General features: G+C 74.6%; 30 protein-coding genes. 13 read left to right on the top strand and 17 right to left on the bottom strand.

Annotated elements, in window-relative coordinates:
• Window positions 1-94: 94 nt before the first annotated feature.
• Together GGQ55_RS01440 and GGQ55_RS01435 are read left to right on the top strand one after the other, a co-directional pair.
• Complete coding sequence (locus GGQ55_RS01440; protein ID WP_179714785.1) at window positions 95-718, top strand: MBL fold metallo-hydrolase; 624 nt, start codon at window positions 95-97, stop codon at window positions 716-718.
• Between the two features lie 69 nt (window positions 719-787).
• Complete coding sequence (locus GGQ55_RS01435; protein ID WP_179714784.1) at window positions 788-1240, top strand: VOC family protein; 453 nt, start codon at window positions 788-790, stop codon at window positions 1238-1240.
• A gap of 3 nt (window positions 1241-1243) precedes the next feature.
• On the opposite strand, the gene GGQ55_RS01430 is transcribed toward GGQ55_RS01435, so the two are convergent.
• The 3 genes from GGQ55_RS01430 to GGQ55_RS01420 are packed head-to-tail and all read right to left on the bottom strand — an operon-like array spanning window position 1244 to window position 3352.
• Entirely contained in the window at window positions 1244-1588 is a 345-nt protein-coding gene (locus GGQ55_RS01430; RefSeq protein WP_179714783.1) for a cupin domain-containing protein, read from the bottom strand.
• 20 nt (window positions 1589-1608) lie between these two features.
• On the bottom strand, window positions 1609-2460 hold the full coding sequence (locus GGQ55_RS01425) for a DUF1206 domain-containing protein (protein ID WP_179714782.1): 852 nt from the start codon (window positions 2458-2460) through the stop codon (window positions 1609-1611).
• A gap of 52 nt (window positions 2461-2512) precedes the next feature.
• Window positions 2513-3352 carry a DUF1206 domain-containing protein gene (locus GGQ55_RS01420; RefSeq protein WP_179714781.1) on the bottom strand — a complete coding sequence of 280 codons (840 nt, stop codon included), beginning with the start codon at window positions 3350-3352 and terminating at the stop codon, window positions 2513-2515.
• 42 nt (window positions 3353-3394) lie between these two features.
• On the opposite strand from GGQ55_RS01420, the gene GGQ55_RS01415 reads away from it, so the two are divergent.
• Both GGQ55_RS01415 and GGQ55_RS01410 read left to right on the top strand, forming a co-directional pair.
• Entirely contained in the window at window positions 3395-4018 is a 624-nt protein-coding gene (locus GGQ55_RS01415; protein ID WP_179714780.1) for a hypothetical protein, read from the top strand.
• 43 nt (window positions 4019-4061) lie between these two features.
• Window positions 4062-5285 (top strand): cytochrome P450, encoded by a 1224-nt coding sequence (locus GGQ55_RS01410; RefSeq protein ID WP_179714779.1) that lies wholly within the window; start codon window positions 4062-4064, stop codon window positions 5283-5285.
• On the opposite strand, the gene GGQ55_RS27505 is transcribed toward GGQ55_RS01410, so the two are convergent.
• Both GGQ55_RS27505 and GGQ55_RS01400 read right to left on the bottom strand, forming a co-directional pair.
• Window positions 5282-6247, bottom strand: a complete 966-nt coding sequence (locus tag GGQ55_RS27505) for a helix-turn-helix domain-containing protein (protein WP_179714778.1) — start codon at window positions 6245-6247, stop codon at window positions 5282-5284. The genes GGQ55_RS01410 and GGQ55_RS27505 overlap by 4 nt on opposite strands.
• Window positions 6248-6266: 19 nt before the next feature.
• Window positions 6267-7250 carry an alpha/beta hydrolase gene (locus GGQ55_RS01400; protein WP_366488519.1) on the bottom strand — a complete coding sequence of 328 codons (984 nt, stop codon included), beginning with the start codon at window positions 7248-7250 and terminating at the stop codon, window positions 6267-6269.
• A 144-nt stretch (window positions 7251-7394) separates the two neighbouring features.
• Here GGQ55_RS01400 and GGQ55_RS01395 point away from each other — a divergent pair, with 144 nt between their 5' ends.
• Complete coding sequence (locus GGQ55_RS01395; protein WP_179714777.1) at window positions 7395-7619, top strand: hypothetical protein; 225 nt, start codon at window positions 7395-7397, stop codon at window positions 7617-7619.
• Window positions 7620-7629: 10 nt separating this feature from the next.
• Here GGQ55_RS01395 and GGQ55_RS01390 read toward each other — a convergent pair whose 3' ends face one another.
• Window positions 7630-9942, bottom strand: a complete 2313-nt coding sequence (locus tag GGQ55_RS01390) for a HelD family protein (RefSeq protein ID WP_246323743.1) — start codon at window positions 9940-9942, stop codon at window positions 7630-7632.
• Between the two features lie 135 nt (window positions 9943-10077).
• Here GGQ55_RS01390 and GGQ55_RS01385 point away from each other — a divergent pair, with 135 nt between their 5' ends.
• Window positions 10078-10371: a DUF6191 domain-containing protein gene (locus tag GGQ55_RS01385; RefSeq protein ID WP_179714776.1), complete on the top strand. Its 294-nt coding sequence runs from the start codon at window positions 10078-10080 to the stop codon at window positions 10369-10371.
• A gap of 69 nt (window positions 10372-10440) precedes the next feature.
• A complete protein-coding gene (locus GGQ55_RS27500; RefSeq protein WP_281371283.1) occupies window positions 10441-10569 on the top strand; it encodes a hypothetical protein in 129 nt (42 codons plus the stop codon).
• 50 nt (window positions 10570-10619) lie between these two features.
• Here GGQ55_RS27500 and GGQ55_RS01380 read toward each other — a convergent pair whose 3' ends face one another.
• Entirely contained in the window at window positions 10620-11348 is a 729-nt protein-coding gene (locus tag GGQ55_RS01380) for a hemerythrin domain-containing protein (protein ID WP_179714775.1), read from the bottom strand.
• Window positions 11349-11652: 304 nt separating this feature from the next.
• Between GGQ55_RS01380 and GGQ55_RS01375 the strand changes: the two genes are divergently transcribed.
• Genes GGQ55_RS01375 through GGQ55_RS01365 form a run of 3 tightly spaced genes read left to right on the top strand, consistent with a single transcriptional unit; the run spans window position 11653 to window position 14226 of the window.
• Window positions 11653-11952 (top strand): hypothetical protein, encoded by a 300-nt coding sequence (locus GGQ55_RS01375; protein ID WP_179714774.1) that lies wholly within the window; start codon window positions 11653-11655, stop codon window positions 11950-11952.
• A 43-nt stretch (window positions 11953-11995) separates the two neighbouring features.
• Window positions 11996-13159: an acyl-CoA dehydrogenase family protein gene (locus GGQ55_RS01370; RefSeq protein ID WP_179714773.1), complete on the top strand. Its 1164-nt coding sequence runs from the start codon at window positions 11996-11998 to the stop codon at window positions 13157-13159.
• Window positions 13156-14226 carry an acyl-CoA dehydrogenase family protein gene (locus GGQ55_RS01365; protein WP_179714772.1) on the top strand — a complete coding sequence of 357 codons (1071 nt, stop codon included), beginning with the start codon at window positions 13156-13158 and terminating at the stop codon, window positions 14224-14226. Before GGQ55_RS01370 ends, GGQ55_RS01365 begins: the two co-directional genes overlap by 4 nt.
• A 45-nt stretch (window positions 14227-14271) precedes the next feature.
• Here GGQ55_RS01365 and GGQ55_RS01360 read toward each other — a convergent pair whose 3' ends face one another.
• The 4 genes from GGQ55_RS01360 to GGQ55_RS01345 form a co-directional block, all read right to left on the bottom strand.
• Window positions 14272-14895 carry an antibiotic biosynthesis monooxygenase gene (locus tag GGQ55_RS01360; protein ID WP_179714771.1) on the bottom strand — a complete coding sequence of 208 codons (624 nt, stop codon included), beginning with the start codon at window positions 14893-14895 and terminating at the stop codon, window positions 14272-14274.
• A 29-nt stretch (window positions 14896-14924) separates the two neighbouring features.
• The gene (locus GGQ55_RS01355) at window positions 14925-15545 is read right to left on the bottom strand and encodes a hypothetical protein (protein ID WP_179714770.1); all 621 of its coding nucleotides are present in this window, start codon (window positions 15543-15545) and stop codon (window positions 14925-14927) included.
• Window positions 15546-15632: 87 nt separating this feature from the next.
• Complete coding sequence (locus GGQ55_RS01350) at window positions 15633-16283, bottom strand: response regulator (RefSeq protein ID WP_179714769.1); 651 nt, start codon at window positions 16281-16283, stop codon at window positions 15633-15635.
• Window positions 16280-17422 (bottom strand): sensor histidine kinase, encoded by a 1143-nt coding sequence (locus GGQ55_RS01345; protein WP_179714768.1) that lies wholly within the window; start codon window positions 17420-17422, stop codon window positions 16280-16282. Before GGQ55_RS01345 ends, GGQ55_RS01350 begins: the two co-directional genes overlap by 4 nt.
• 162 nt (window positions 17423-17584) lie before the next feature.
• Here GGQ55_RS01345 and GGQ55_RS01340 point away from each other — a divergent pair, with 162 nt between their 5' ends.
• On the top strand, window positions 17585-18232 hold the full coding sequence (locus GGQ55_RS01340) for a hypothetical protein (RefSeq protein WP_179714767.1): 648 nt from the start codon (window positions 17585-17587) through the stop codon (window positions 18230-18232).
• A 22-nt stretch (window positions 18233-18254) separates the two neighbouring features.
• Entirely contained in the window at window positions 18255-18989 is a 735-nt protein-coding gene (locus GGQ55_RS01335) for an alanyl-tRNA editing protein (protein ID WP_179714766.1), read from the top strand.
• A gap of 6 nt (window positions 18990-18995) precedes the next feature.
• Here GGQ55_RS01335 and GGQ55_RS01330 read toward each other — a convergent pair whose 3' ends face one another.
• Complete coding sequence (locus tag GGQ55_RS01330) at window positions 18996-19289, bottom strand: hypothetical protein (RefSeq protein WP_179714765.1); 294 nt, start codon at window positions 19287-19289, stop codon at window positions 18996-18998.
• Window positions 19290-19339: 50 nt separating this feature from the next.
• Window positions 19340-19897: a TetR/AcrR family transcriptional regulator gene (locus GGQ55_RS01325; protein WP_179714764.1), complete on the bottom strand. Its 558-nt coding sequence runs from the start codon at window positions 19895-19897 to the stop codon at window positions 19340-19342.
• 141 nt (window positions 19898-20038) lie between these two features.
• Between GGQ55_RS01325 and GGQ55_RS01320 the strand changes: the two genes are divergently transcribed.
• Entirely contained in the window at window positions 20039-21469 is a 1431-nt protein-coding gene (locus tag GGQ55_RS01320) for an MFS transporter (protein ID WP_179714763.1), read from the top strand.
• A 4-nt stretch (window positions 21470-21473) separates the two neighbouring features.
• Here the strand turns inward: GGQ55_RS01320 and GGQ55_RS01315 are convergent, their stop codons facing one another.
• The 4 genes from GGQ55_RS01315 to GGQ55_RS01300 are packed head-to-tail and all read right to left on the bottom strand — an operon-like array spanning window position 21474 to window position 25700.
• A complete protein-coding gene (locus GGQ55_RS01315; protein ID WP_179714762.1) occupies window positions 21474-22511 on the bottom strand; it encodes a glutathione S-transferase family protein in 1038 nt (345 codons plus the stop codon).
• Window positions 22512-22525: 14 nt separating this feature from the next.
• Window positions 22526-24154 carry an ABC transporter permease gene (locus GGQ55_RS01310; RefSeq protein WP_218859118.1) on the bottom strand — a complete coding sequence of 543 codons (1629 nt, stop codon included), beginning with the start codon at window positions 24152-24154 and terminating at the stop codon, window positions 22526-22528.
• Window positions 24151-25071, bottom strand: coding sequence for an ABC transporter ATP-binding protein (locus GGQ55_RS01305; RefSeq protein ID WP_179714761.1), 921 nt, complete (start codon window positions 25069-25071; stop codon window positions 24151-24153). The genes GGQ55_RS01310 and GGQ55_RS01305 overlap by 4 nt, the downstream gene beginning before the upstream one ends.
• Window positions 25068-25700, bottom strand: coding sequence for a TetR/AcrR family transcriptional regulator (locus tag GGQ55_RS01300; RefSeq protein WP_179714760.1), 633 nt, complete (start codon window positions 25698-25700; stop codon window positions 25068-25070). The genes GGQ55_RS01305 and GGQ55_RS01300 overlap by 4 nt, the downstream gene beginning before the upstream one ends.
• Between the last annotated feature and the right edge of the window lie 14 nt (window positions 25701-25714).

The following is a 25714-nucleotide window of genomic DNA, read 5'->3' as shown; positions in this document are numbered from 1 at the left end:
GGATGGCACCGATGAGTCAGAGCGGCTCGCGCCGTCTACGCATGGGCGTGACGTGGGTCGCGCGCCGAGCAGCATCCGTCGAAGGAGTTCGTCCGTGAGCGCCCCCGCTTCCCTTGCCATCACGCCGGTGCACGTCGCCGACCTGCTCGCCGAGGGCGAGCTGATGCCGGTCTACGTGCACGTCATCGAGCACCCCGATGCGCGCGTGCTGGTCGACACCGGCCTGACGGAGCTGCACCCGCTGGTGGCTGACATGGATCCCCGCCTCCGGCCGCTCAGCGAGCAGGACTTCGACCTGGCGAGCATCGACATCGTCGTCAACACCCACCTGCACTTCGACCACTGCGGCGGCAACCACCTCTTCGCCGGCAGGCCGACCTACGTCCAGCGCCGGGAGCTCGACGACGCGCGCAGCCTGGACGACTACACCATCCGCGAGTGGGTCGACGCGCCCGGCGTGCGGTACGTCCCCGTCGATGGCGAGCTCGAGCTGCTCCCCGGCGTGCGGCTCGTCCCGGCGCCGGGGCACACGGCCGGCACGCAGGTGGTCGTCGTGCAGACAGGAGAGCGTCCGGCCGTCATCGCCGGCGACGTGGCGGTCTGGTTCGGCGAGCTCGACGAGCCGGACACGGAGGGCCAGCGCCTGGTGCGGGCCCTCGACCCCGAGCTGGTCTGGCTCGCGCACACGCACGAGCCGTGGCGACCCCGGACCGCCTGACCGATGAGTTCGGCGGGCCGGGCCCGTCTCCCTGGACGTACGCCATCGAGCCAACGAGTGGAGCCCGGCATGACCAGTCCCGCACACCCCGGCCGCATGCTGTTCGTGAACATGCCCGTGGCAGATGTCGAGCGCAGCAAGGCGTTCTTCGCGAAGCTCGGCTTCAGCTACAACCCGAACTTCACCGACGAGACCTCCGCGTGCATGCTCGTCGGCGAGCAGGCCTTCGTCATGCTGCTCAGCCGGGAGAAGTTCGCCGAGTTCTCCAAGCTGCCGGTCGGCGATCCGACCACGCACGCCCTGGCGCTGTTCTGCTTCAGCGTGGGCTCCCGCGACGAGGTCGATGCGGTCACCGCCGCCGCGCTCGCGGCAGGTGGCTCCGAAGCGGACGACGCCGAGGACTTCGGCTTCATGTACTCACGCAGCTTCTTCGACCTCGACGGCCACGGCTGGCAGGCCATGTGGATGGACCCGGCGGCGGCGCAACAAGGCCCCGAGGCGTTCGCCGACGCCCAGGCCTGACTCTCAAGCCGGCTCGACCCACTCGGTGATCATGTGGTCGTGCAGGTGCAGGCACGTCATCCGCAGTGGACCGCCGGGCGAGGCGGTGAAGCCGTGGACCTCGCCCGGCGGGACGACGACCACCGAACCGCCGGAGGCCTCGATCGTCTCGTCGCCGGCCAGGAACCAGCCCGACCCCTCGTGGAGCACGAAGACCTCCGCGTAGGGGTGGGTGTGCGGCCCCGGACCATGACCCGGCGGGCTCGCCTGGATGAAGAACGAGACCGGGACCTCGCCGTGGTCGCGGCCCAGGAACGTCCGGGACTCTCTGGTGCCGGGGAGCTCGTCGTCCCGGATGTGCAGGGCCACGGCCCCGGACGCTAGCCGGACTAGGTGCGCTCGGGGTAGCGGGCGCGGGCGAAGAGGAACACGCCGAACGCGACGATGCCCACCGCGACCAGCGTGAGCAGCCATTCGCCGAAGGGTGCGTCGAGGATGGTCCGCATGGCGCCGTCCAGACCCCGGGCCTTCGACGGGTCGAAGGTGATCGCCGCGTAGCCGAACAACCCGCCGACCGCGGCCAGCGCGATGCCCTTGGCCGGGAAGCCGACCTGGCCGACGCGGGTGATGAACCGGGTCGCCGACGGCGGTGCGTCGGCGAGGTCGATCTGCTTGAGGAAGGTCTTCTTCACGCCCTTGTAGACGTGCACCCCGCCGACGCAGAGCAGGACCACCGCCGCGATCCCGACCAGGAACCGGCCGCCGGGCCAGCTGAGCACACCCGCCGTCCCCTGCTGCTGTTGCTGCGAACTCGAGTTGCCGCTGCCCACCGCGAACCTGATCGCGCTGATCGCGAGCGCCGCGTAGACGACGGCCTTGGCGACCGACTTCCCGATCTTCTGCAGCGCCTTCTTCTTCTGGCGGCCGCCGGCCCGCAGCGATCCGCGCCACTGCAGCGCCTCCGCCGCCTGCCAGACGGCCAGCGCGATCAGCCCGACGGCGACCACCCACAGCAGCGGCTTGCCGACCGGCGTCTGCGCCAGCGTCGCCATGGCGCCGGACTGGTCGGCCTCGCGGCCGCCGCCCCCGCCCCATGCCAGCTGCAGAGCCAGCCAGGCCACCAGCAGGTGCACCAGGCCGTAGGCCAGCAACCCGATTCGGGCGAGGTTCTCCAGGCTCTCGCTGTCGCCTGCGCGATCGGCGGTGTAGGCCGCCTCGCTCGTCGTTCCCTGTGCGCTCATCTCGCGCTCCTTCGCCCGTGGTCGGCTCGGCAGATACCCCGTTGCGGCCGGTCTATCCCACGGGATGACGCGCCCGGGCGAGGCAGTACACGCAGAAGGAGGCGAGCCCGGCGGCGATCGCGGTGAGCATCCACTGCCCGTAGGGCTCGGCGGCCAGGGTCTGCATCGCGCCGTCCAGCCCCGTGGCCCGCGCCGGGTCGAAGGTGGCCGCCGCCCAGGCGACCACCCCGCCCACGAGCACCAGCGCGACGCCCTTCAACACGAAGCCGACCTGGCTGCACCGGCGGGTGAGCGCCCGCAGCGGTGACGAGACCGACTCGAGGTCGATCTCGTCGACGAAGTCCGAGCGCAGCCCCTTGCGCACGAGGTAGATCCCGATGCCGACGACGACCACGCCGACGGCGACGACGAGCTCCTGCCCACCCGGCCAGCCGAGGACGCCGCGCACCGTCGCCCGCTCGGTGGCCCGACCCCGGCCGCCGCTCACCGCAGCCCGCGCGGCCGAGACGGCGAGAAAGCCGTAGAGCAGCGCGGTGCCCACCGTCTTGACCACCTGCAGCAGTGCCTTCCGCCGCTCCGGCCCGGGCTCGGGCAGCCGGCGGTGGTGGCGGACCACCTCGACCGCCTGCCACAGCGCCAGGCCCCCGAGGCCGACGGCGAGCACCCACAGCAGGACCGGTCCGGCGGGGGAGCGGCGCAGCACGGCGAGGGCACCGGCGGAGTCCGTGGTCGCGCCGCCGTCCGGTCGCGGTCCCCACGCCAGTTCGACGGCGAGCCAGGCGACGAGCAGGTGCAGCAGCCCGTAGCCGGTGAAGCCGAGGGAGGCGAGGTGCCGCAGCGTGCGGCTGTGCGCCGTCCGCCGCGCGAGGGACGCCACGTCCTCCGTCGCCACGCCGCTCCTCTCCTCCGCCCCGCCGTGAGGGACACTTGCCCCGTGGCGAGCACGACCGAACCCGGCATCCTCACCGCCTCGGCGGACCCCGACGTCGCACGGCGGGCGTGGCCCCGCTGGCTGCTGCTGGGCCTGGGCATGCTCGCCGTCGCCGCGGTCGGGATCTTCTGGACGGCGGAGGGCGCCCGCGTCCTGCTCGGCGCGACCGGTCTGTTCCTGCTCGGCCGGGGCGTCGTCGTCCTGCGCGAGGGCGTCACCGGCCTCGGCGTCGGGGCGCTCGTCGCCGGGCTCGCCGCGGCCGTCGTCGCGGCGGTGTCGGCGACGGCGAGCGGCGTCGTGCTGCTGGTCGCCGTCCCGGTCCTGCTGCTCGGCGCGGCCGGCGCGGTGCTGGCCCGCGGGGGCGCACCCCGCCGCGGCCTCGCCCTGCTGGTCTGGGCAATCCTGCTCACCGCGCTGCTCGTCGGCACCGGTCTCGCCCGCGACTGGGACCGCGCCGCCGGTGTGGCCACCGTGATCGCCGGCCTCGTCGTGGCCGGCCTCGCCGTCCCGGTGCTCATCGGCGCGGCCAACCTGCGGGCCGCCGCCCACCGGCCCGCCCCGCCCGTCCCGGCCGCCTGCGCCGGGTGCGCCTGCGGTGCCGGCGGAGGGTGCGGCGCGCTCGGCTGACGATCATGGTTGCGCCGCGGTGTCGTTGGGCACCGCAGCGCCCATGCCGCTCGACGACAGCCTGAGCCTGCTGACCAAGGGGTACGGCTGGCTCCCCGACCGGCGCCGCGCCCTCGGCGGACGCACCGTGCGCGCCCGGCTCGCCGGGATGCGCGCGGTCGCGCTCGAGGGCCCGGACGCCGTCCGGTTCTTCTACGACGAGGACCACGTGCGCCGCTCGGGCGCGCTGCCCGAGCCGGTCGTCGGCACGCTGTTCGGCAAGGGGGCGGTGCACACCCTCGACGGCCACCCGCACCGGGTGCGCAAGTCGATGTTCGTCGCGCTGCTCATGGGCGACGGCATCGGTCCGCTGGTCGAGCGGACGACGGCTGCCTGGGACGACGCGGTGACGGCCTGGTCGCAGCGGCGCTCGATCGTGCTGTTCGAGGAGGCCGCGGAGGTGCTGGCCGGCTCGGTCACCCGCTGGGCCGGCATCCCCGTGACGGACGACGAGGTCCCCGGGCTCGCCCGCGACCTGCTCGCCATGGTCGACGGCTTCGCCACCGGCGGCCCCCGGCACTTCCGCGCCCGCCGCGCCCGCGGCCGTCGCGAGGCCTGGCTGGCCGACCTCGTGAGCGCCGTCCGCGAGGGGCGGACGACGGTGCCCGAGGGCTCGGCGGTCAACGTCGTCGCCCGGCACCGCGACTCCGACGGCGAACTGCTCGACCCGCGGGTCGCGGCGGTCGAGCTGATCAACATCATCCGGCCGACGGTCGCGATCTCCTGGTTCCTCGCGTTCTCCGGGCACGCGCTGATCCGCTGGCCGGAGCACCGCGAGCGGCTGGCCTCCGGTGACCCCGCGTTCGCCCTGGCGTTCGCCCACGAGGTCCGGCGGTTCTACCCGTTCGCCCCGTTCCTCGGCGGCAAGGCGCCGCGCGAGATCGAGTGGGACGGCCAGCGCATCCCGCAGGGCGCGATGGTGCTCATCGACCTCTACGGGCAGAACCACGACCCGGACCTCTGGGACGACCCCTACGTCTTCCGCCCCGAACGATTCCTCGGCACGGACATCGGCGCGTTCGAGCTCATCCCCCAGGGCGGCGGCGATCCGCGCGCCGGCCACCGCTGCCCCGGCGAGGACGTCACCGTGACGGTGCTGTCGGCGCTGGCCGTCCGCCTCGCCCGGCTGCGGTTCGACGTGCCGGAGCAGGACCTGTCGATCTCGCTGCGGCGGATCCCGGCGAAGCCCGCGAGCGGCGTCGTCCTCGCCGTCCACGGCAGCGACTAGGCGACGAGCAACCGCCGCACCACGAGGGCCAGCTGGAGCCGGAGCCGGCCCTGCGGCTCGCGGACGTCCCAGCCCAGCGCCCGCTCGGCCGCGGCCACCCGCTCCTGCAGCGTCGAGTGGTGCACGTGCAGCGCCGCCGCGGCAGTGCGCAGGCTCGCCGTCGTCGCGACGGCGTCGAGGGTGGCGAGCAGTCCGGGAGAGCCGGCCGCGGCGGCCGACAAGGCACGGACGTCGGGCGGGACGTCGCCACCCGGCCGGACGGCGTCGGCCAGCAGCAGCAGGCCGCCCAGCTCCTCGGCCCGCACCACCCGCGGACCTGGATCGGCCTCGGTCCCCTCGGCGGTGAACCGCAGCGCCGTCCGCGCCGCGGCCCACGACGCCGGCAGCTCGCCCACCGGCACCGCCGGACCGATCCCCGCGCGGACGCCACCGACCTCACCCCCCACCGGCGCGACCCGCGCTCCGCCACCGTGGACGGCCACCGCCGAGACCTCGCCGGTCAGCCCGAGCCGGCGCGCGGTGGCCAGCCGGTCGGAGAGGGGGACAGCGGTTTCGAGCAACACCTCGACCGCCGCAGGGTCGTCGGCCACGGCAGCCCGGCGACGGGTGCGGTCGAGCGCCGTGGCCACGGCGGCGGCCGCGCGCTCCAGCACCATCGCGTCCACCGGGGACGCCGCGTCGTCGCGTTCCAGCCACAGCACGGCGCTCCCCGCCGGCGCGGAAGGCCACCGTGGGTCGAGCGGACCGGTCGCGCCCGGCGTGCCGTCCGGCTCGGCCCGCACCGACAGGTGCCGCTCCTCGTCGAGGAGGCGGGCCGGGCAGTGGGCCAGGGCGGCGGCGCCCCGGACGACCGCCGACACCCCGGCACGTCCCTCGACGAGCTTGTCGAAGTAGGCGATGACCTGCAGGGCCGCGCTCGCGTCGGGATCGAGCGCGGCCAGCCGGACGGCGAGGTCCTTCACGCCGTCATCCTGCCCCGGATCAGTCGCCGAGCAGCCGCCGCAGCCACCGGCGACGCGCGGCGCGGGCCTCCTGCGAGACGGCGGCCTGCGGCGCCAGCCCGTCGAAGCCGTGGAAGCAGCCGTGCCAGACGTGCAGCTCGGCGATCCCGCCCGCCTGCCAGATCCGGCTCGCGTAGGCCACGTCCTCGTCGCGGAAGGTCTCCGCCGAGCCGACGTCGATGAACGCCGGCGGGAGACCGGACAGGTCCGTGGCACGGGCCGGTGCGGCGTAGGGCGACACGTCGGGACCGCCGCGGTCGTCGCCGAGCAGCGCCGACCAGCCGGTGTCGTTGGCCGTGCGGTCCCAGACGCCGACCCCGGCCATCTGGATCGCCGACGGGGTGTCGTTGCGGTCGTCGAGCATGGGGTAGATCAGCAGCTGGCCGAGCAGGGCCGGGCCACCACGGTCACGGGCCATGAGCGCCACCGCGGCCGACAGCCCGCCCCCGGCGCTGGCGCCGCCCACCACGATGCGGTCGGGGTCGATGCCCAGCTCGGCGGCGTGCTCGGCGGTCCAGACCAGCCCGGCGTAGCAGTCCTCGACCGGTCCCGGGTGCGGCGTCTCGGGGGCGAGCCGGTACTCGACGGAGACCACCGCGAGGCCGAACTCCTCGGCGAGGTCGAGCATCTCCAGGACGCCGGAGCGGTTGTCGCCGAGGATCATTCCGCCGCCGTGGACGTGGTAGATCGCGGCGGTCGGCGCCGTCGCCGCCGTGGGCTGGCAGATCAGCAGGGAGATGTCGGGGGCGCCGTCGGGACCCGGCACCGCGCGCTCCTCGACGCCGAACCGGCCACCGCGGGCGAGGTCCTCGTCCGTCGGCGTCGGCATGGCCGGGTTCGGTTGCCGCAGCAGCGGGATCATCTCCGGCGTGAACGCCGGCGGCAGGAACTCGGCGAACACCGACAGCGCGGCGGCGAGCTCGGGGTCGAAGGGGACCGGCGGAGCGGTGGGGGACGTCGTCACGGGTTCCTCCTGTGATCGGGGTCACCGACATCCTGCGCACGCGCGGCCGGGCCCGGGAGACGCCAGGTGGCGGGTTCGCCCCGCCAACTGGCGGGCCAAGTCGCTCCCCAGTGCGCCGCAAGCGCCGCCCGGCACGGTCGTCGCATGACGATCCCCTCCGCCCGTGCCCGCCTCGCGATCAGCGCCGCGCTCGGCCTCGTCGTCGGCGTCGTGACCGGCCTGCTCTGGTCGTGGGACGCCGACTCCACCGTGCTGCTCGCCCTGCTCACCGCGGGTGTCGGCTACTACCTCGCGCTGTGGACGGTGATCGTCCGGACCGCCCGCGTGCTCGAGGACGAGCGGCTGCGCAACGTCCCGGTCGGCCTGTAGCCACCGGCCGTCACCGCAGCTTCGCCAGCTCCGGGGGCAGGTCGCCCGGGTGGACGACGGCGAGGCTGCGGGTCGCGCGGGTCAGCGCGACGTACAGGTCGCTCCAGCCGCGGACCCCCTCGGCGACGATCCGCACCGGGTCGACGACCAGCACCGCGTCGAACTCCAGCCCCTTGGCGTGCTCCGGGGGCAGGACGACGGGCCCTCCGGTCAGGTCGGCCGCGGCGTCCACCGACGTCCCCGGCAACCGCGCCGTGACGGCCGCCGAGATCTCCGCGAGCCGGCTCGGCGGCACGAGGACGGCGAGCGTCCCCTCCTGCTCGGACAGCCGGGCCGCGGTCGCGGCCACCGCGGCCGGCAGCTCGGCCTCCGACACCGGCTCGGCGGTGGGCTGCTCGCCGGTGGAGCGCACCGAGCGGGGCGCGGTCAACCCGCTGCCGGTCGCGGCCAGCACGTCGGCCGCGACCGCCATGATCTCCGCCGGCGTCCGGTAGTTGATGGTCAGCTCCTCGAGGCGCCAGCCGTCGGCCAGCTGCGGGCGCAGCGCCTCCTCCCACGACGTCGCCCCGGCCGCCGAGCCGGTCTGCGCGACGTCGCCGACCACGGTCATCGACCGCGTCGGCACCCGGCGCAGCACGGTCCGCCACGCCATGGCCGAGAGCTCCTGCGCCTCGTCGACCACGACGTGCCCGAAGGTCCACGTCCGGTCGGCCGCCGCCCGTTCTGCCGCGGTGCGGGTGTCGACCTCCACCTGCCGCTCGGCGAGCAGCTCGGCGTCGAGCACGTCGCCGGCGGACAGTGCCGCCTCGGCGTCGTCCTCGATGTCGGTCGACTGCGAGCCGGCGAGGATGTCGAGGGTCTCCTGCGCCTGCCGGACCAGCACCGAGCGCTGCCGGTCGGCGGCCGCGGCCCGCGCGGGATCGGTGCCGAGCAGCTCGTCGGCCTCCTCGAGCAGCGGGACGTCGGCCGGCGTCCACGGCGCGCCCGCCGGCCGGTGCAGCACCGCCCGCTCGGCGTCGGACCAGCCGCGGGTGGCCGCCCGGATCCGCGCGGGGGAGTCGTACAGGTCGGTGAGCAGCCGCTCGGGGGTCAGCCGCGGCCACAGCCGGTTGACCAGCTCGTTGACCGACGGCTCGGTCGCCACCTCCTCGGCGATCTCCTCGAGGTCGCGGCGGCTGAACAGGTTGGAACCGCCGAGCGGGTCGGCGCCGAGCTGCTGCGCGTAGCGCCGGGCGATGATCTCGACGACGGCCCGCCGGAAGTGGACCCGGCCCTCGTTGTGCAGCCGCCGGCCGGCGCGGCCGCGGGCCCGTGCCTGCTTGGCGTCCTCGACGGTGAACTCGACCTTGGTGCGGTCGACGACGACGGTCTCCACGCCGTCGGGCAGCTCCTCCCGGTCCCGGACGGCGGCCTGCAGCACCTTGACCATCGACAGCCGGCCCTTGACCTCGGCCGACGCGGAGCTCTCGACGCCCGTGGCGGTGAGCCCGGGGCGCAGCGAGGCGACGTCGGCGAGCAGCACGCCGGTCTCGCCGAGGGAGGGCAGCACGTCGGCGATGTAGCGCAGGAACGTCGGCGACGGGCCGACGACGAGCAGCCCGCTGCGGGCCAGCCGCTCGCGGTGCGTGTAGAGGAGGTACGCCGCGCGGTGCAGGGCCACCGCGGTCTTGCCGGTGCCCGGGCCGCCCTGCACGACCAGGACCCCCCGGGCGTCGGCGCGGATGATCCGGTCCTGCTCGGCCTGGATGGTGCGGACGATGTCGGTCATCCGGCCGGTGCGGGTGGCGCTGAGCGCGGCGAGCAGCGCCGACTCGCCGGTCAGGCCGGTCGAGTTCGCCGCGGCCGGGTCGTCCGGGTCGAGCACCTCGTCGCTGACGCCGACGACCCTGCGCAGCCTCGTGCGGATGTGCCGGCGGCGGGCGACGCCGAGGTCGTTGAGCGCGGTGGCGGTGTAGAACGGCTGCGCCGCGGGGGCGCGCCAGTCGACCAGCATCGGCTCCTCGTCGCCGTCGTCGGCGGACAGCCCGATCCGCCCGACGTAGCGCGGGGCCTCGACGTCGTGCAGGTCGAGCCGGCCGAACACCAGGCCGCTCTCGGCGGCGTCGAGCGCGGCCAGCCGCGCCGTCTGGAAGTTGGCCGCCGCCTCGCGCTCGCCGACCGACTGGGGGGTGGTGGGGCGGGTGGCCAGCGCCTCGCGCAGCCGGCGCACCGCGCGCTCGCGCATCTCGTCGAGCCGGACGTAGCGGACGCCGACCGCCTCCTGCTCGGCGGCGATGGCGGTTTCGGCCGTGTCGGGAACGACATCCTGCCGAGAATTCGACAATGCGCTGCTCTTTCTGCTAGGATCTCTGCAATTCTTCAGAATGGTCTATTCGCCCGTGGCGGCAATTGACCATTGTGCGCAGATCTCCTGCTCGTTGTCATCCCTCGCCGCGGCATGTCGCGCTACCGTCGCGCCATGGGTCCCGGGCTGCTCGTCGCTCTGACGCTACCCGGCATCGTGCTGCTGCTGGTGCTCCTCGCCGTGGTCGAGCACCTCGCCGCCCGGCTGGGCCGGCTCAGCCCGCTCGCCCGCACGAAGCGGCACGCGCTGTCGGCCGGCGGTCTCGACGTGTTCTCGGTCGCGCTGGCACCCGGCCGCGCCGTCGACCTGGAGGAGCAGCGCTCGCGCGAGCTGCACCGCGACGACCTCGGCGACGGCGCCCCGCCCCGCGAGCGGATCGACCTGGACGGCGGCGTCGCCCACCTCTGATGTGAGCGATCACAGCGAATCAACCTCGGGGACACCGGCGCGACACATCCGCTGCCTAGCGTCCTCGCCATGAGCACGAGCACGATCGAACGGCAGACCACAGAGCGCCCCACCAGCACGTGGACCTGCCCGAACTGCCGCACCGAGACCGACACCGCGCGCAAGCGCTGCACGGACTGCAAGACCTCCCGCTACTGACGACGAACGGCCGGCCGCGTCCGCGGCCGACCGTCGTCCCTGAACGTCGTCTACAGCGCGGGGGGAGCGCCCCGCAGCCGGACGACGGCGGCGCGGAAGCGGCCGGCGCCGACGGTCCGCCAGGCCAGCCGGCGGGCGAACGGCAGCCCGGAGAGCAGGCGGGCCCGATCGCCGGCGCAGGCGTCCTCGAGCGCCAGCCCCAGCACGAGGGTCTGCTCGGTGGGGGAGAGGTCCGAGCGCACCGAACCGACGATCGCCGACCACGCGGCGGCGTCGAGGTGCTCGGCCAGCAGCGGGTGCAGCGTCCGCTCCTCCTCGGCGGTCTGCGCGTCGACGACGTCGGCCAGGTCGAGGCAGGCCATGGCGAAGCTGTCGCGCGCCGCGCAGCTGCCGACGACGCCCCACTGCCGGGCGGCGGTCGCCAGGTCGCGGAGCATGTGGTCGATCCGGGCGCAGCGCGCCGTCCAGTCGGCGACCCGGTCGCGCAGCGCGTCGTCCCCGGGCAGCGCACGGTGCAGCGCCGGCCACAGCAGGTCCCGCTCGGCCTTGTGGTGGTGCAGCAGCACGCGGCCGATCAGCTCGGCGTGCCGGGTCAGCGCCTGCGTGCGGGCCGGCTCGGCGGCCGGCGCCCAGGTGGACAGCTCGGCGAGCAGCCGCAGCTCCCGCCGCACCAGCTGGTGCACCACGCGCTGGTAGGCGACGGCGCGGCAGATCGGGGCGGGGGACCGGTCGTCGACCTGCTGGCCGGCGGGGCGGGGAAGGACCGCGGTGGCGGTCATGGGTGCACCTCGGTTCATGTGTCGAAAGAGGTCTGCGGTGTCTGCGCTGATACGAGTGCGACGCAGATTAGGGAGCCGGATGTCCCGAGGGACAGGGATTTGTGCCTGGTTCCGTCCGGGAATCGAGAAAATCATCCGGGCGACGCACGCCGTGGCGCCCCGTCTCCATCCCAGGGCTGATGCGGCGTCGGTCGGGAGGTGGAACGGCGCCCTCCGGGCTGTGGCCGCCCTCGCCCGATCGTCTTGACCGCGGCCCGGCCCCTGGGGACGCTGGACGTGCACGGGGCTCCGGGGGAGGCGCGCCATGGACAGGGGCGAGGACACGGTCGCTCAGGCGCTCGACGGCGCCACCGGTGACTACGCGGTCTCCGGCGATGCGATGCGCTGGTCACCCGAGCTGGCAGAGCAGCCGGGCCGCTCGACCGCGGTACCGGGGCTGGACGTCGCCGTCGGGCTGGGCTCCGTGCTCGGCCTGGACGCCGCCGGGGTGCGCCGGCTCGTCTCCGGGGCGCTGTTCTCGCTGACCTCGGCCGCCAGCGACGTGGTGAGCGAGCTGCGCTCGCTGACCCGCGGGCCGTCGTCCGAGGACGAGGAGAGCTCCTGACCTGAGCGGGCCGCGCCCTGCCGCCTCTGGCAGGGTGCGGGACATGAGCACCCCGTCGTTGACGCTGGCGCCCGCGCCGCCCTCGGAGGCGGCCGAGCAGGTGCGCGCCGAGGTCCGCCGGTTCCTGGCCGAGGAGCTGGCAGCCGGCTCGTTCACCACGCACGTCGACACCTGGCTGTCCGGCGTCGACCCCGCCTTCTCCCGGAAGCTGGGGGAGCGCGGCTGGCTCGGGATGACCTGGCCGTCCCGCTACGGCGGGCACGAGCGGACGGCGATGGAGCGCTACGCGGTCACCGAGGAGCTGCTCGCGGCCGGTGCGCCGGTGGCCGCGCACTGGATCGCCGACCGGCAGTCCGGGCCGAACCTGCTGCGCTACGGCACCGAGGCGCAGAAGGCGACGATCCTGCCGCGCATCGCGGCAGGGGAGTGCTACATCGTGATCGGCATGTCCGAGCCCGACTCGGGTTCCGACCTCGCCTCGATCAGGACGCGCGCCGCGCGCAACGGCGACGGCGACTGGGTGGTCAACGGCGCCAAGATCTGGACGTCGAACGCGCACGCCTCGCACTACGCGATCACCCTGGTGCGCACCTCACCGGCCGATCCCTCGAACCGGCACGCGGGGTTGTCGCAGCTGCTGATCGACCTGTCGACACCGGGCATCACGGTCAACCCGATCCGGATCCTCGACGGCGGCCACCACTTCAACGAGGTGGTGTTCACCGACGTCGTCGTCCCGGCCGACATGCTGCTGGGCACCGAGGGCGACGGCTGGCACCAGGTGACCGCGGAGCTGGCCTTCGAGCGGTCGGGGCCGGAGCGCTTCCTGTCGACTTATCCCCTTCTCGCCGAGTTCGCTCGTCGAGTTGCCGACTCGGGCGACCCCGCCGGCGTCGCCGTGCTGGGCCGGTTGTCGGCGCGGCTGCTCGCGCTGCGGCAGCTGTCGCTGCGGATCGCCGCCGCGCTGGACCGCGGGGAGCTGCCGAACCTCGCCGCCGCGCTGGTCAAGGACGTCGGGACGACGTTCGAGGCCGATGTCATCGACGAGATCCGGCGCGTGGTGGAGGTGCCGGCGTCCCTGGACTCGCCGGACCCGCTGGGCCGGGCGCTGGCCGAGGCCCAGCTGCACGCGCCGGGCTACACGCTGCGCGGCGGGACCAACGAGATCCTGCGGGGGATCGTGGCGCGGGGGTTGGGGCTGCGATGAGCGATCAGGACCTGGTGGTCGAGACCGTCCGGGACATCCTCGCGGCGCACGAGCCGTTCGTGCTGACGCCGTCCCGGCCGTGGGACGGGGCGTTGTGGACCGCGCTCGCCGAGGCCGGGCTGACCGGCGTCGGCCTGCCGGAGGAGGCCGGTGGCTCCGGGGGTGAGCTGGCCGACGCGGTCGCGGTGGTGGCCACGTTGGCTGCCGGGGCGGCGGCGGTCCCGGTGGCCGAGCAGCTGCTGGTGGCCGGGCCCGCACTGGTGACGGCAGGCCTCGACCTGCCCGACCCGGCCGAGCCGCTGTCGTTCGCCATCGCCGACGGCGTCACCGCGGAACCGTCCGACGACGGCGACGGTCCCGGCGCGTTCGTGCTGCAGGGCGTCTCGGCCGACGTCGCGTGGTCCGGCGTCGCCCGCCGCGTGGCGGTCCTGGTGCAGGGGCCGCCGCGGATCGGCGGCTCGGTGCTGGTGCTCGTGGACGCCGCCCGCGTGGCGGCCGCCCCGGGGACCAACCTGGCCGGTGAGCCGACCGGGTCGCTGGACCTCGACGGCGTCTCCGCGCCCGGCGCGCTGCTGACCGAGGCGCAGGCCGCCGTGCTGCGGGCGCGCTTCGCCCTCGCCCGCGCGGTGCAGATCTCGGCAGCGCTGCAGCAGGTGCTCGCGTGGACGGTGCAGTACGCCGGCGAGCGGGAGCAGTTCGGCCGGCCGCTGGGGCGGTTCCAGGCGATCCAGATGGAGCTCGCCGAGATGGCCGGCGAGGTCACCGCGGTCGCGGCGATCGTCGACGCCGCCGTCCAGGCGCTCGGTCGTGGGGACGACGTCGTCCTGGCCGCGGCCGCGGCGAAGGTGCGCGCGGGCGCGGCGGTCGAGGTGGTCGCGCGGCTGGCGCACCAGGTGCACGGCGCGATCGGCTTCACGCAGGAGCACAAGCTGCACCACCTGACGCGGCGGCTGTGGTCCTGGCGCGACGAGGCCGGCAGCGAGCTGCACTGGTCCCGCGTTCTCGGCGCCGGCCTGCTCGCCGCGGGCCCCGACGCCCTCTGGCCCACCCTCACCCGCGTCGTCTGACGCCCTGCGGCAGAAGTCGCGACTTCTGCCGCAGGGGCGCGCCGCTCAGACAGTTTCCGGTACCCGCAGGTGGTGGAGGACGACGTCGAACTCGGCCATGTCGGTGAGCGTGATGCCCATGGCCTGGCTGAACTCCTCGCGCATCGACGTCGCGATCCCGGCGGCGCGGGCCATGTCCTCGCGGCTGTCGTAGCAGGCGGTCATCGCGCTGCGGCCGGTGGCGCGGTCGACCAGCAGGCTGACGCTGCAGAAACCGGGCAGGTCCGCCATGCGCGGCATCATCGTCATCCGGAACGTGGACAGCGTGTCGTCGGCCTTGGCCGGGTCGATCTCGCCCCAGAGCACCCGGGCGCAGGCGCCGTCGTGGCTCTCGTGCATGCGGTGCATGACGGCGATCTCCCACTCGCGCACCTCCGGGGTGCTGCTCCCGAAGACGTGCGTCGCCCTCTCGCGGCTGTCGGCGACGCCCGCCTCGCTGGCGCGCATCGCCTCCTCGTTGGCCCAGGCCGTCGTGACGATGCACCGGCCGGAGGCGCGGTCGCACAGCATCGACAGGCCGATGCAGCCGTCCATCCCCTGCACCAGCGGCATCACCTCGTCGTGGATGTAGGCGATGGCCTCGTTCATCGCCTGCGGGTTCCCCATCAGGGCGTTGGAACGGGCGTACATGCCGGCTCTCCTCTCTGGATCGGTTGTGCTCAGACGAGTTCGGGCAGTCGCAGGTGGGCCAGCACGAGGTCGAACTCGGCGACGTCGGTGATGTCGAAGCCGTGGCTCGCGGCGAACCGGTCGCGCAGGGCCAGGCCGGCCTCCGCGGAGCGGTCCATCGCGTCCCGGTTCGCGTAGCTCACCGCGGCGACCGCCCGCCCCGACGCGCGGTCGACGAAGGCGCTGACGCCGCAGAAGCCCTCCATCTGCTCGAGCTGCGCCGGGATCGTCGTCCGGAAGGCGTCGATGACCCGGTCCATCTGGCCGGCCTGACCCTGCGACCAGATCACCCGCGCGCAGGCGCCGTCCCCGGTGTCGCGCACCCGGTGCATGGTCGCGATCTCCCACACCTGCGTCTCGTACTCGCCGTCCATCAGGTCGGCGGCCCGGCGCCGCAGCTCGACGACGGCCTGCTCGGTCGCGTGCATCGCCGTCTCGTCGCCCCAGGCGGAGGTGATGATGCAGCGGCCGTCCGCGCGGTCGCAGAGCATCGAGACACCGACGCAGCCGCTCATCCCTAGCAGGGCGGGCATCGCCTCGTCGCGCACGAACGCGATCGCGTCGTCCATCGCCTCCGGGTTGCCTCGCACGGTGGTGGATCGGGCGTACATGCGCACAGCTCCTCTCCGGGATCGGCGAGGCCTCCGCGGCACCGCCGCGAGGATCACGATCCTCGGCTGCGCCCGCCCAGGGCAAGGTCAGCCGCCCGGCCGCACGAATCCCGACTCGTAGGCGTAGACGACCGCCTGCGCCCGGTCGCGCAGCCCCAGCTTGGTGAGCAGCCGGTTGACGTGCGTCTTCACGGTGGAGTGACCGATCACCAGCGACCGGGCGATCTCGGCGTTCGACAGCCCGCCGGCGAGCAGCCGCAGGACGTCGCGTTCCCGCTCCGTGAGCTCGGGCAGGGCGGCCGGCGGGCGCTGCGGGGCGCGGGACACGAACTGCTCGATCAGCCGCCGGGTCACCGACGGCGCGAGCAGCGCCTCCCCGGCCGCGACGGTGCGGATGGCATCGGTGAGCTGGTGCCCGCGGACGTCCTTGAGCAGGAAGCCGCTCGCCCCGGCGCGCAGCGCCTCGTAGACCCAGTCGTCGCGGTCGAAGGTGGTCAGCACGAGCACCCGGGGCGGGTCGGGCAGGGCGAGCACCCGCGCGGTGGCGGTGAGGCCGTCGATGTTCGGCATGCGGATGTCCATGAGGACGACGGCCGGCCGGTGCCGGCGCGCCTGGGCGATCGCCTCGACCCCGTCGACCGCCTCGGCGACCACCCGCAGATCGGGCTCGCGGTCGATGAGCGCGCGGAAGCCGTCGCGGACCAGCGCCTGGTCGTCGGCGAGGAGGACGTCGATCACGGCGCGGCCACGACGTCGGCGTCGAGGGGCAGCGAGGCGGTCAGCGCGTAGCCGTCGGCGGTCGGGCCGGCGGCGAGCGTCCCGCCGTAGAGCGCGACGCGCTCCCGCATGCCCACCAGGCCGCGCCCCGAGCCGGGGACGGTCGGTCCCGGCCCGCCGGCGGTGTTGACCACCGATGCGGTCACCCGGCCGTCGGCGACCTGCACGCGCACCGCGACCGAGGAGCCCGGCGCGTGCTTGGCGGCGTTGGTCAGCGCTTCCTGGACGATCCGGTAGACGGCGAGCTCGATCCCGCCCGGCAGCTCCGCGCCGGTGTCCACGTCCACGGCGCCGATCCGCAGCCCGGCCGAGGCGCGGTCGACGAGCGCGGGGAGCGAGCTCAGCCCGGGCGCCGGGGCCGAGGGGCCGTCGGCGTCGTCGGCCTGCAGCAGCCCGAGCATGCGGCGCATGTCGCCGAGCGAATCCCGGGCGGTCTCCTCGACGGCGTCGAGGTGCCGGTCGACCGCGGCGGCCGGCTCGCCGTCGTGCAGCGCGGCGCGCGCGGCGACGGTCTGCAGGACGACGACGGACAAGCCGTGGCTGACGACGTCGTGCAGCTCCCGGGCGATCCGCGCCCGCTCCTCCTCCACCGCCCGGCGGCCCTGCTCGAGCCGGTCGCGCTCGGCGTCCTCGGCCCGGCGCACGGCCGCCGCGGTGGAGCGGGCGCGGCGGGCGACCAGCAGGCCGGCGCCCCACATCGTCGTCCCGAACGCGAGGGAGAGCGCGAAGTCACCGAGGCCTCCGCCCACCGGATCGACCCACGCGGCGTACGCCAGCATCCCGGCGCCGGCCAGCCAGGCCACCACCGCCTCGCGCTCGCGGTTGACGGCGCCGGCGATCGCGAAGGTCGCCAGCGTGCCGAAGAACTGGGGCAGCGTCGAGCGAGGGGTGAGCGCGACGGAGAGGGTGAGCGCGGCGAAGGCAGCGACGCACGCGGCCAGGGGCTGCCAGCGGTGCGCGAGCAGGACGAGCGCCGACACCGCCGAGACCACGGCCGCCGCGGCGGCGCGCGGCGGATCGGCGGCCAGCACGGACGCGACCTCCACGGCCGCCAGCAGGACGACGAAGGCGTCCAGGGCGCGGTCCCGGAGCAGTTGCACGGGCCAGAACCCTAGGTCGCGCGGCGGGGCCCGCGCGTCCATCGCGCGATGGACACCGCGCCGGTCTTCCCATCGCACGGTGGACGATCCGCGGCCCCGCGGTTCCTAGCGTTCTCGGCGCGTCGAGGCCCGTCACGGGTCTCCCCACCACGGAGGAGCGCCATGTCACGCCTGTCCGCCCTGTCCGGCCTCGCCGGCATCGTCCTGCTCGACGTCGGCTGGTTCTGGGACCCGGCCGCGCCGTTCGGCTCCGACGCGCACATCGCCGCCTGGTACGCCGCCCACGGCGACGGGCAGTGGCTCGCCGCCGCGGCCGTCACCCTGCTCGCCGTCCCCTTCCTGTGGGTCTTCGCGACGGTGGTGGGCCGGCGGCTCGACGCGGGTGGGGCGTCGCGCACGCTTCGGCTGCTCGCCGTCGGGGCAGGGCGGGCCTTCGCGCTCACCGTGCTCGTGTTCGGCCTGCTCTACGCCGCGATCCCGCTGTCCCGGACCCTCACGGTGGTGGGCGCCCCGAGCGGCGCGGTCAGCCGGTTCTGGGACGGCGCCGTCTTCGGCGAGTTCATCGTGGCCGCCACGCTCTCGGTGGTGGTGCTCGTCGCGGCGGTGAGCGTCGCCGGCTTCCGGCGGGAGGGGATCCCGCTCGGTCTCGGCATCGCCGGGATCCCGCTGGCGGTGCTCGTGCTCGGCACCTTCTTCCTCCCGATGGCCGGCATCACGCTGTGGTTCGTCGCGGCGTCGGTCACCCTCGCCGTCGTCCGTCCACGGTCGCTCGAGCCGGCCGTCCCCGCACCCGTGCCCGCCACCGTCTGACCCGCCACGACAGGATGGGCCCATGGCGACCGAGACCCACGGGCACACCCACCGGCTCGACCTGGACGACAGCACGGTCCGCGAGTGGGACGCGACCGTGCTGTCCTCCGATGCCGAGCAGGGGATCGTGCTGGACCGGTCGGCCTTCTACCCGGGCGGCGGCGGGCAGCCGCCGGACGAGGGCGTGCTGCTGTGGGGCGGGGTCCGCACCCGGATCGCGGGTACGCGCAAGGGCGACGAGCTCTACCTGATCCCGGTCGAGGGGGACCCCGTGCCGCCGCCGGGCACCGCGGTGCGTGGCGCGCTGGACGACGAGCGGCGGACGGCGCTGATGCGCACCCACAGCGGGCTGCACGTGCTGACCGGCGTGGTGTTCCGGGACTTCGGCGCGCTGGTGACCGGCGGCAACATGGAGCCGCTCACCGCGCGGATGGACTTCGACCTGGCCGAGGTACCGCCGGACTTCAAGGAGCGGGTCGCCGAGTCGGTCAACGCCGAGATCGCCGCCAACCGGCCGATCGAGGTCACGACGCTGCCGCGGGAGGAGGCGTTCGCGATCCCCGACATCATCCGGACGGCGACGAACCTGCTGCCCCCGGACATCGCGGTCGTGCGGATCGTGGACATCGTCGGCCTGGACACGCAGGCCGACGGCGGCACCCACGTCGCCTCGACGTCGATGGTGGGGCGGGTCGAGGTCACGAAGATGGAGAACAAGGGCCGCGGCTTCCGCCGCCTGCGCATCCGGATCGTCTGAGAAGCGTCACCCGAGACCGCGGTGCGCGGTCCACAGCTCGCCGGCCCGCTCGGCGGCCTCGGACACGAGCGCCGCCAGCTCCGGCCGGTCGGGCACCCGGAACGAGACGTACGCGCCGCGGCCACCCGCTGTCGGCCGGCCGTAGGCCTTCGCGGCCAGGTGCCCGTCCCGCAGCAGCCGGACGTTGAGCGTGGTCAGCTCGAACTCCTCACCGCGGCGGGTGTCGGTCCAGCGCAGCGCTTCGGGGATCGTGACGTTGATCGCCAGGGCACTCACGTCGACGGCGACGTCGCTGCTCATCCCCGCATCGTGGCACGCCGAGCACGCCCGGCCGCCGCGGTTTCGCGCGCCTAACCGCGGGGGCGGATGCCGTCGAGGGCGACGGTGAGCAGCCGCTCGCGCTGGGCGTCGTCGGTCGAGCCCGAGGACGTGACGCCGGCGATCAGCTTGATCAGGTCGTCGAAGGTCAGGTCGGTGCGCACCTCGCCGGCGGCCTGGGCCCGCTCGAGCAGCGGCACCCCGGCGGCGAACATCGCCTCGCGGCAGGCGCGCATGACCTCGGACTGGCGGTCCAGCTCGACGGCGATCGCCCGCTTGGTGACCAGGTAGTCGGCGAACTGCCGCAACCAGGCGAGCAGCGCCTCCCAGGCCGGCCGGTCGGCGACGTCGTCGGCGACCCGGACGAGCTCCTCGATCTCGCCGACGTAGACGGCCTCGAACAGCGCCTGGCGGGTGGGGAAGTGGCGGTACAGCGTGCCGATCCCGACGCCGGCCCGGCGGGCGACGTCCTCGAGCGAGGCGGCGGCGCCTTCCTCGCCGAAGGCGTCGCGGGCGGCGGTCAGCAGCGCGTCGAAGTTCCGACGGGCGTCGGCCCGCGTGGGGCGGCGCACCGTCACCGGCTCGGCCATGTCGTTCCCTCCCGGACTTGAAAGCGGAGGCGAGCCTCCGCTAAAGTGGAGGAGCGTCTTCCACTTTACCTCTCCGGCCGCCCGACGTCGCGCCCCCGGAGCGCTGCGGCGCACCTTCTCCCTCCTTTCGAAGGACGGCTCATGCCTGCTCGTCGTTCCTCCCCGCGGCTGGTCCTGCTCGTGCTGTCGGCCGCCGTGGCCGCCTTCGCGGTGCTCCAGTCGCTGGTCACCCCCGTCCTGCCGACCCTCCGCGCGGCGCTGCACACCGATCCCTCCACCGTCACGTGGGTGCTCACCGCGTGGCTGCTCGCGGCCGCCGTCGCCACCCCCGTGCTCGGGCGGGTCGGCGACATGGTCGGCAAGCACCGCATGCTCGTCTGGGCCCTGGCCGTGATCGCGGTCGGCCTGCTGGTCTCCGCGCTCGCGCCGACCGTCGGCGTGCTCATCGCCGGCCGCGTGCTGCAGGGCGCCGGCGGCGCAGTCTTCGCGGTCTCCTTCGGCATCCTGCGCGACGAGTTCCCGCGCGAGCGGCTGGCGACCGCCGTCGGCGCGCTGTCCTCGGTCATCGCCGTCGGCAGCGGGCTGGGCACCGTGCTCGCCGGACCGGTCGTCGACGCGTTCGGCTGGCGCTGGCTGTTCGGCATCCCGTTCGTGCTCGTCGTCGTCATCGCCGTCCTGGCCGCCCGGTTCGTGCCGGCGTCGCCGGTCCGGACGCCGGGCCGGGTCAACCTCGCCGCCGCCGCGCTGCTCACCGGCTGGCTGCTCGCCCTGCTGCTCCCGTTGAGCCTCGGGCACACGTGGGGCTGGGCGTCGCCGCGCACGATCGGCCTGCTCGTCCTGGCCGTCGTCCTGTTCGCCGGGTGGGTCGGGCTCGAGCTGCGCTCGCGGACCCCGCTCATCGACGTGCGGATGCTGCAGCTCCCCGCCGTCCGGACGACGAACGCCGTCGCCCTCCTGTTCGGCGCGGCGATGTTCGGTGTCTTCGCCTTCCTCCCGCAGTTCGTCCAGGTGCCCGCGGCGAGCGGCTACGGCTTCGGCGACAGCGTGACCGTCGCCGGCCTGGTGCTGCTGCCGATGCTCGTGACGATGGCCGTCGGCGGGGCGCTCTCCGGCCGCCTGACCGCGGTCCTCGGCCCGAAGCCCCAGCTGGTCGCCAGCTCGCTGCTCGGCCTGGTGGCCTGCCTCGGCCTGGCGTTCCTGCACGGCGCGCAGTGGCAGCTGGCCGTGGCCGGCGGCGTGTTCGGGATCGGGGCCGGCGTGGGCTACGCCGCGATCACCATGCTGATCGTCGCCAACGTGCCGAGCGCGCAGACCGGCGCGGCCAACGGGATGAGCGCCAACGTCCGCACGATCGGCGGCGCGCTGGGCACCGCCGTCCTGAGCAGCCTGCTGGCCGGCGGGGTGGACGCGACCGGGCTCCCGGTCGAGTCGGCCTTCACGGCGGCGTTCCTCGTCCTGGCCGGGGCGTCCCTGGTGGCGGCCCTGCTGGCGCTGCGCGTGCCGAGCCCGGCGCGGGTGGCCGCGCCCGTGGTGCCGCTCGTCGACCCCGCTCCGGAGGCGGCTGCCGCGTGAGTTCCTAGCGGTGGCCGATGCCGCCGGGGCCGTGGTCGGCGGGGACCTCCTCGCCCTCGACGACCGGCCCCGGCGGCGTCCCGTCGCCGAACGGGCGGCCGCCCAGCGACTCGCGCCCGTGCGGGGTCAGCCAGACCGACGTGTCCGGACCCATCGGGATGATCTGGGTCGGGTTGATGTCGGCGTGGACGACGTAGTAGTGCTCCTTGATCTGCGGGAAGTCGATCGTGTCGCCGAATCCCGGGGTCTGGAACAGGTCGCGCGCGTAGGCCCACAGCGCGGGGAACTCGGTCAGCTTCTGCCGGTTGCACTTGAAGTGGCCGTGGTAGACGGCGTCGAAGCGGGCCAGCGTGGTGAACAGCCGGACGTCGGCCTCGGTGATCGAGCCGCCCATCAGGTAGCGCTGCGCGGTCAGCCGCTCCTCGAGCCGGTCCAGCGCGGTGAACAGCCGCTCGTAGGCCGCGTCGTAGGCCTCCTGCGAGCCGGCGAACCCGCAGCGGTACACCCCGTTGTTGACCTCGGTGTAGATCCGCTGCATGACCTCGTCCATCTCGGCGCGCAGCCGCTCGGGGTAGAGGTCGGGGGCGCCGTCGCGGTGGAACGCCGTCCACTCGGTGGAGAAGTCCAGCGTGATCTGCGCGAAGTCGTTGGTGACGACGGCCTTCGTCGGGACGTCGACGATCGCCGGCACCGTGATGCCCCGGTCGTAGTCCGGGAAGCGGGCGAGGAACGCCTCCTGCAGCCGCTCGTAGCCGAGCACCGGGTCGCGACCGCCCGGGTCGAGGTCGAAGGTCCAGCTGCGCTCGTCGTGCGTCGGCCCGGTCAGCCCCATCGAGAGCACCTTCTCCAGGCCGAGCAGCCGGCGGACGATGATCGACCGGTTCGCCCACGGGCACGCCCGCGCGGCGACCAGCCGGTACCGCCCGGCCTCCACCGGCCAGCCGCTCGAGCCGTCGGCGGTGATCCGGTCGGTGATGTAGTTCGAGTCGCGGTTGTACTCGCCACCGGTCACGTAGCCCGAGCCGCTGTTGTCCTCACTCACCGGTCCAGCCTGACTCAGGCAGGGACGTCGCGCCGCCGGAAGCCGACCAGACCGACCGTGATCAGCGCCACGGCCGCGACCACCAGCCCGACCAGCGGGACGACGTCGAGGTCCTCGGCCGGCACCTGCGGGACCCAGCCGAACGGCGAGAGCTTCGCCGCCCAGTCCGGCAGGTCCAGCAGCGGCCCGAAGATGCCGGCGAGCAGGGCCCAGACCACGACCAGCCAGGCGAACGGCGCGAACCGCGGCGCGGCGCCGACCAGCGCCGCCGCCAGGCCGATGACCACGAGCACCGCCGGCAGCTGCACCAGCGCCGCGCCCAGCTGCGGGCCGATCCGGCCCGCGTCGCCGAGCACCCCCGCGGCGGCGAGCCCGTCGGCCAGCCCGCCGACGACGAGCAGCCCGGTCGCCACGACGGCGGTCACCCCTAGCGTCGCCCCGAGCAGCCGGCGCCGGTCCAGCGCGGTCGCCAGCAGCAGCTCGGCCCGGCCGGCGCCCTCCTCGCCGCGCAGCCGCAGCACCGAGGCGACGGCGTAGGAGGCGGCGAGCAGCCCGAAGTACATCGCCGCCGCGGCCGCGAACGAGTCGATCGGGTCGGCGCCCACGTCCAGCGCCTTCTGCAGCTGCGGGATGTCGCCGACCATGCTGGTCACCGACTCCGACAGCGAGCCGAACGTCAGCCCGAGCAGCAGGAGGGTCGCCGTCCAGCCGAGGACCGTGCCGCGCTGCAGGCGGGCGACCAGAGCCGCCGGGCCACCCAGGGACGGCGCCGCCGCGGCCGGGCCGCGGCGCGGGGCGACCAGGCCGGCGCCGACGTCGCGCCGGTCGTCGAGAGCGAACGCGACCGCGGTCAGCGCACCGATGAGGGCCACCGACAGGAGCAGCGGCCACCAGCGCAGGTCGACGAAGGCGCGCGTCTGCTGCGCCCACGCGATGGGGGACAGCCAGGACAGCGCGCTGCCGTGCTCGGTCAGGATGTCGCCGACGCCGCGCACGACCGCGGCCGCACCGAGCAGGGCGAGCGCCGTCCCCGACGCCGCCCGCGCCTGCGCCATCACCTGCGCGGTCGCCGCGGCGACGCAGCCGAACACCGCCCCGGTGAGCGCCCAGCCGACGGCCAGCGCGAGCGAGTCGACGGCCGCCAGCCCGGAGCCGGCCAGCCCGGCGAAGACGACGACGCCGACCGCGAGGTTCGCCGCGCCCATGAGCAGCAGGGCGGCCAGCAGCGGCGCACGCCGGCCGACCGAGCCGGACAGCAGCAGCTCGGCCCGGCCGTCGTCCTCCTCGGCCCGGGTGTGCCGGACGACGAGCAGCAGCGACAGGATCGCCATCGCGACCATGACCGAGAGCCCCAGCTCGTTGGCGATCATCGCGCCGATCGTGTAGTTCTCGGTGCCGTAGCCGGGGCCGCCGAGCATGATCCCGGCCGGCGTCTGGATGACCGCAGCGCGGCTCTGCCGCGAGGCCGGGGTGTCGTAGATCGTGCGGAGCCCGATCGTCGCGTAGACGGTGAGCAGCCCGAGCGAGAGCACCCAGATCAGCAGCCGGCGGCGGTCGCGCCGGAGCCCCGCACGCAGGAGCGTCGTCGTCCCGACGTAGGCGGTGGACCGAGGGACGACGGCGACGGCGGTCGCCGCGCTCACCGGACCGCCTCGAGCGCTGCGAGCTCGTCGCCGTAGTGCTGCAGGAACAGCTGCTCCAGCGACGGCGGCGCGCAGACCAGGCTCTCCAGGCCGAGCGCGGCCAGCTCGCGGGTGACCGCGTCGAGGTGCTCGTTGTCGACCAGGAACGTCGTGCGGTGCCCGTCGGCGGTGAAGTCGTGCACGCCGGTCAGCGCGGCCAGCGGCGCGGGGTCGGCCCGCGTGACCGCGGTGACCGTGTTGCGGGTCAGGTGCCGCAGGTCGGCCAGCGTGCCGCTCTCGACCGTGCGCCCGTTGCGGATGATCGTCACGGTGTCGCAGAGCTTCTCGACCTCGGCGAGGATGTGGCTGGACAGCAGCACCGAGCGACCGGCCGCCTTGGCCTCCCCGATGCACTCGGTGAACACCGCCTCCATGAGCGGGTCCAGCCCGGAGGTCGGCTCGTCGAGCAGCAGCAGCTCGACGTCCGCGGCCAGCGCGGCGACCAGGGCGACCTTCTGCCGGTTGCCCTTGGAGTAGGTGCGGGCCTTCTTGGTCGGGTCGAGCTCGAACCGCTCGAGCAGCTCGGTCTTGCGCCTGCCGTCGGGACGGCCGCGCAGGCGCAGCAGCAGGTCGATGACCTCGCCGCCGGTGAGGTTCGGCCACAGGGTCACGTCGCCGGGGACGTAGGCCAGCCGGCGGTGCAGCGCGACCGCGTCGGTCCACGGGTCGCCGCCGAGCAGCGACGCGCTGCCGCCGTCGGCCCGGAGCAGGCCGAGCAGGATCCGCAGCGTGGTCGACTTCCCGGCCCCGTTGGGGCCGAGGAACCCGGCGACCTGGCCGTGCTCGACGGTCAGGTCGAGGCCGTCGAGGGCCTGGACATCGCCGAAGCGCTTGGTCAGGCCCCTGATCTCGACGGCTGGGCTCTGGGCCGCGTTCATGAGTTCTCCCGGTACTGCAGGTAGGCGTCGAGCAGGGAGGGATCGGTGAGCAGGCCCTGCGTGTAGAGCTCGAGGGCGGGCAGCGCGTTGGCCTCGGCGTAGCGGCGCAGGGTGGCGCGGTAGTCGCCGTCGACCGGCGGGTGCCGCCGGACGAAGGCCAGGACGGCGCCGATGCCGACGTCGACGAGGAACGAGGCGCGGGCGGCCGGGTCGCGGCTGGGCTTCATCGTGCCGGCGGCGACGGCGTCGGCCATGTACACCTCGGCGTCCTTGGTCATGCGCTCGAGCAGGGTGGCGGCCAGGTCGCCGCCGGCCAGCAGCGTCTGGACGAGGTAGCCGACCATCGGGGCGAACTCGTCGAGCACCGCGAGCTGCGCGAGCCACTCGCCCGGCGAGCTCTGGGTGAACGCCTCGGTCTCGGCCTCGCGGATCATCCGCAGCACGTGCTCGTCGCAGGCGGCGCGCAGCCCGTCCTTGGAGCCGAAGTGGTGGATGACCAGGCCCGCGCTCACGCCGGCGTCGGCCGCGACCGTGCGCACCGAGGCACCGAACCCGTCGGCGCCGAACCGGCGGATCGCGGCGTCCCGGATGCGGGCCCGGCCGGTGAGGTCCTCCTCGGCTGAACGCACGTTCAGGACGCTAG

It is taken from the genome of Petropleomorpha daqingensis (assembly GCF_013408985.1).
Lineage (GTDB): Bacteria > Actinomycetota > Actinomycetes > Mycobacteriales > Geodermatophilaceae > Petropleomorpha > Petropleomorpha daqingensis.
Note: the sequence above shows the minus strand (reverse complement) of the source record. Positions and strands in the feature narration are given on the sequence as shown.

Excerpts from the sequence above, each read along its gene's own strand:
- GGQ55_RS01435 (WP_179714784.1), top strand. The coding sequence starts at position 788 with ATGACCAGTCCCGCACACCCCGGCCGCATGCTGTTCGTGAACATGCCC.
- GGQ55_RS01425 (WP_179714782.1), bottom strand. The coding sequence starts at position 2,460 with ATGAGCGCACAGGGAACGACGAGCGAGGCGGCCTACACCGCCGATCGC.
- GGQ55_RS01410 (WP_179714779.1), top strand. The coding sequence starts at position 4,062 with ATGCCGCTCGACGACAGCCTGAGCCTGCTGACCAAGGGGTACGGCTGG.
- GGQ55_RS01395 (WP_179714777.1), top strand. The coding sequence starts at position 7,395 with ATGACGATCCCCTCCGCCCGTGCCCGCCTCGCGATCAGCGCCGCGCTC.
- GGQ55_RS01385 (WP_179714776.1), top strand. The coding sequence starts at position 10,078 with ATGGGTCCCGGGCTGCTCGTCGCTCTGACGCTACCCGGCATCGTGCTG.
- GGQ55_RS27500 (WP_281371283.1), top strand. The coding sequence starts at position 10,441 with ATGAGCACGAGCACGATCGAACGGCAGACCACAGAGCGCCCCACCAGC.
- GGQ55_RS01380 (WP_179714775.1), bottom strand. The coding sequence starts at position 11,348 with ATGACCGCCACCGCGGTCCTTCCCCGCCCCGCCGGCCAGCAGGTCGAC.
- GGQ55_RS01375 (WP_179714774.1), top strand. The coding sequence starts at position 11,653 with ATGGACAGGGGCGAGGACACGGTCGCTCAGGCGCTCGACGGCGCCACC.
- GGQ55_RS01370 (WP_179714773.1), top strand. The coding sequence starts at position 11,996 with ATGAGCACCCCGTCGTTGACGCTGGCGCCCGCGCCGCCCTCGGAGGCG.
- GGQ55_RS01365 (WP_179714772.1), top strand. The coding sequence starts at position 13,156 with ATGAGCGATCAGGACCTGGTGGTCGAGACCGTCCGGGACATCCTCGCG.
- GGQ55_RS01360 (WP_179714771.1), bottom strand. The coding sequence starts at position 14,895 with ATGTACGCCCGTTCCAACGCCCTGATGGGGAACCCGCAGGCGATGAAC.
- GGQ55_RS01355 (WP_179714770.1), bottom strand. The coding sequence starts at position 15,545 with ATGTACGCCCGATCCACCACCGTGCGAGGCAACCCGGAGGCGATGGAC.
- GGQ55_RS01340 (WP_179714767.1), top strand. The coding sequence starts at position 17,585 with ATGTCACGCCTGTCCGCCCTGTCCGGCCTCGCCGGCATCGTCCTGCTC.
- GGQ55_RS01335 (WP_179714766.1), top strand. The coding sequence starts at position 18,255 with ATGGCGACCGAGACCCACGGGCACACCCACCGGCTCGACCTGGACGAC.
- GGQ55_RS01330 (WP_179714765.1), bottom strand. The coding sequence starts at position 19,289 with ATGAGCAGCGACGTCGCCGTCGACGTGAGTGCCCTGGCGATCAACGTC.
- GGQ55_RS01325 (WP_179714764.1), bottom strand. The coding sequence starts at position 19,897 with ATGGCCGAGCCGGTGACGGTGCGCCGCCCCACGCGGGCCGACGCCCGT.
- GGQ55_RS01320 (WP_179714763.1), top strand. The coding sequence starts at position 20,039 with ATGCCTGCTCGTCGTTCCTCCCCGCGGCTGGTCCTGCTCGTGCTGTCG.
- GGQ55_RS01305 (WP_179714761.1), bottom strand. The coding sequence starts at position 25,071 with ATGAACGCGGCCCAGAGCCCAGCCGTCGAGATCAGGGGCCTGACCAAG.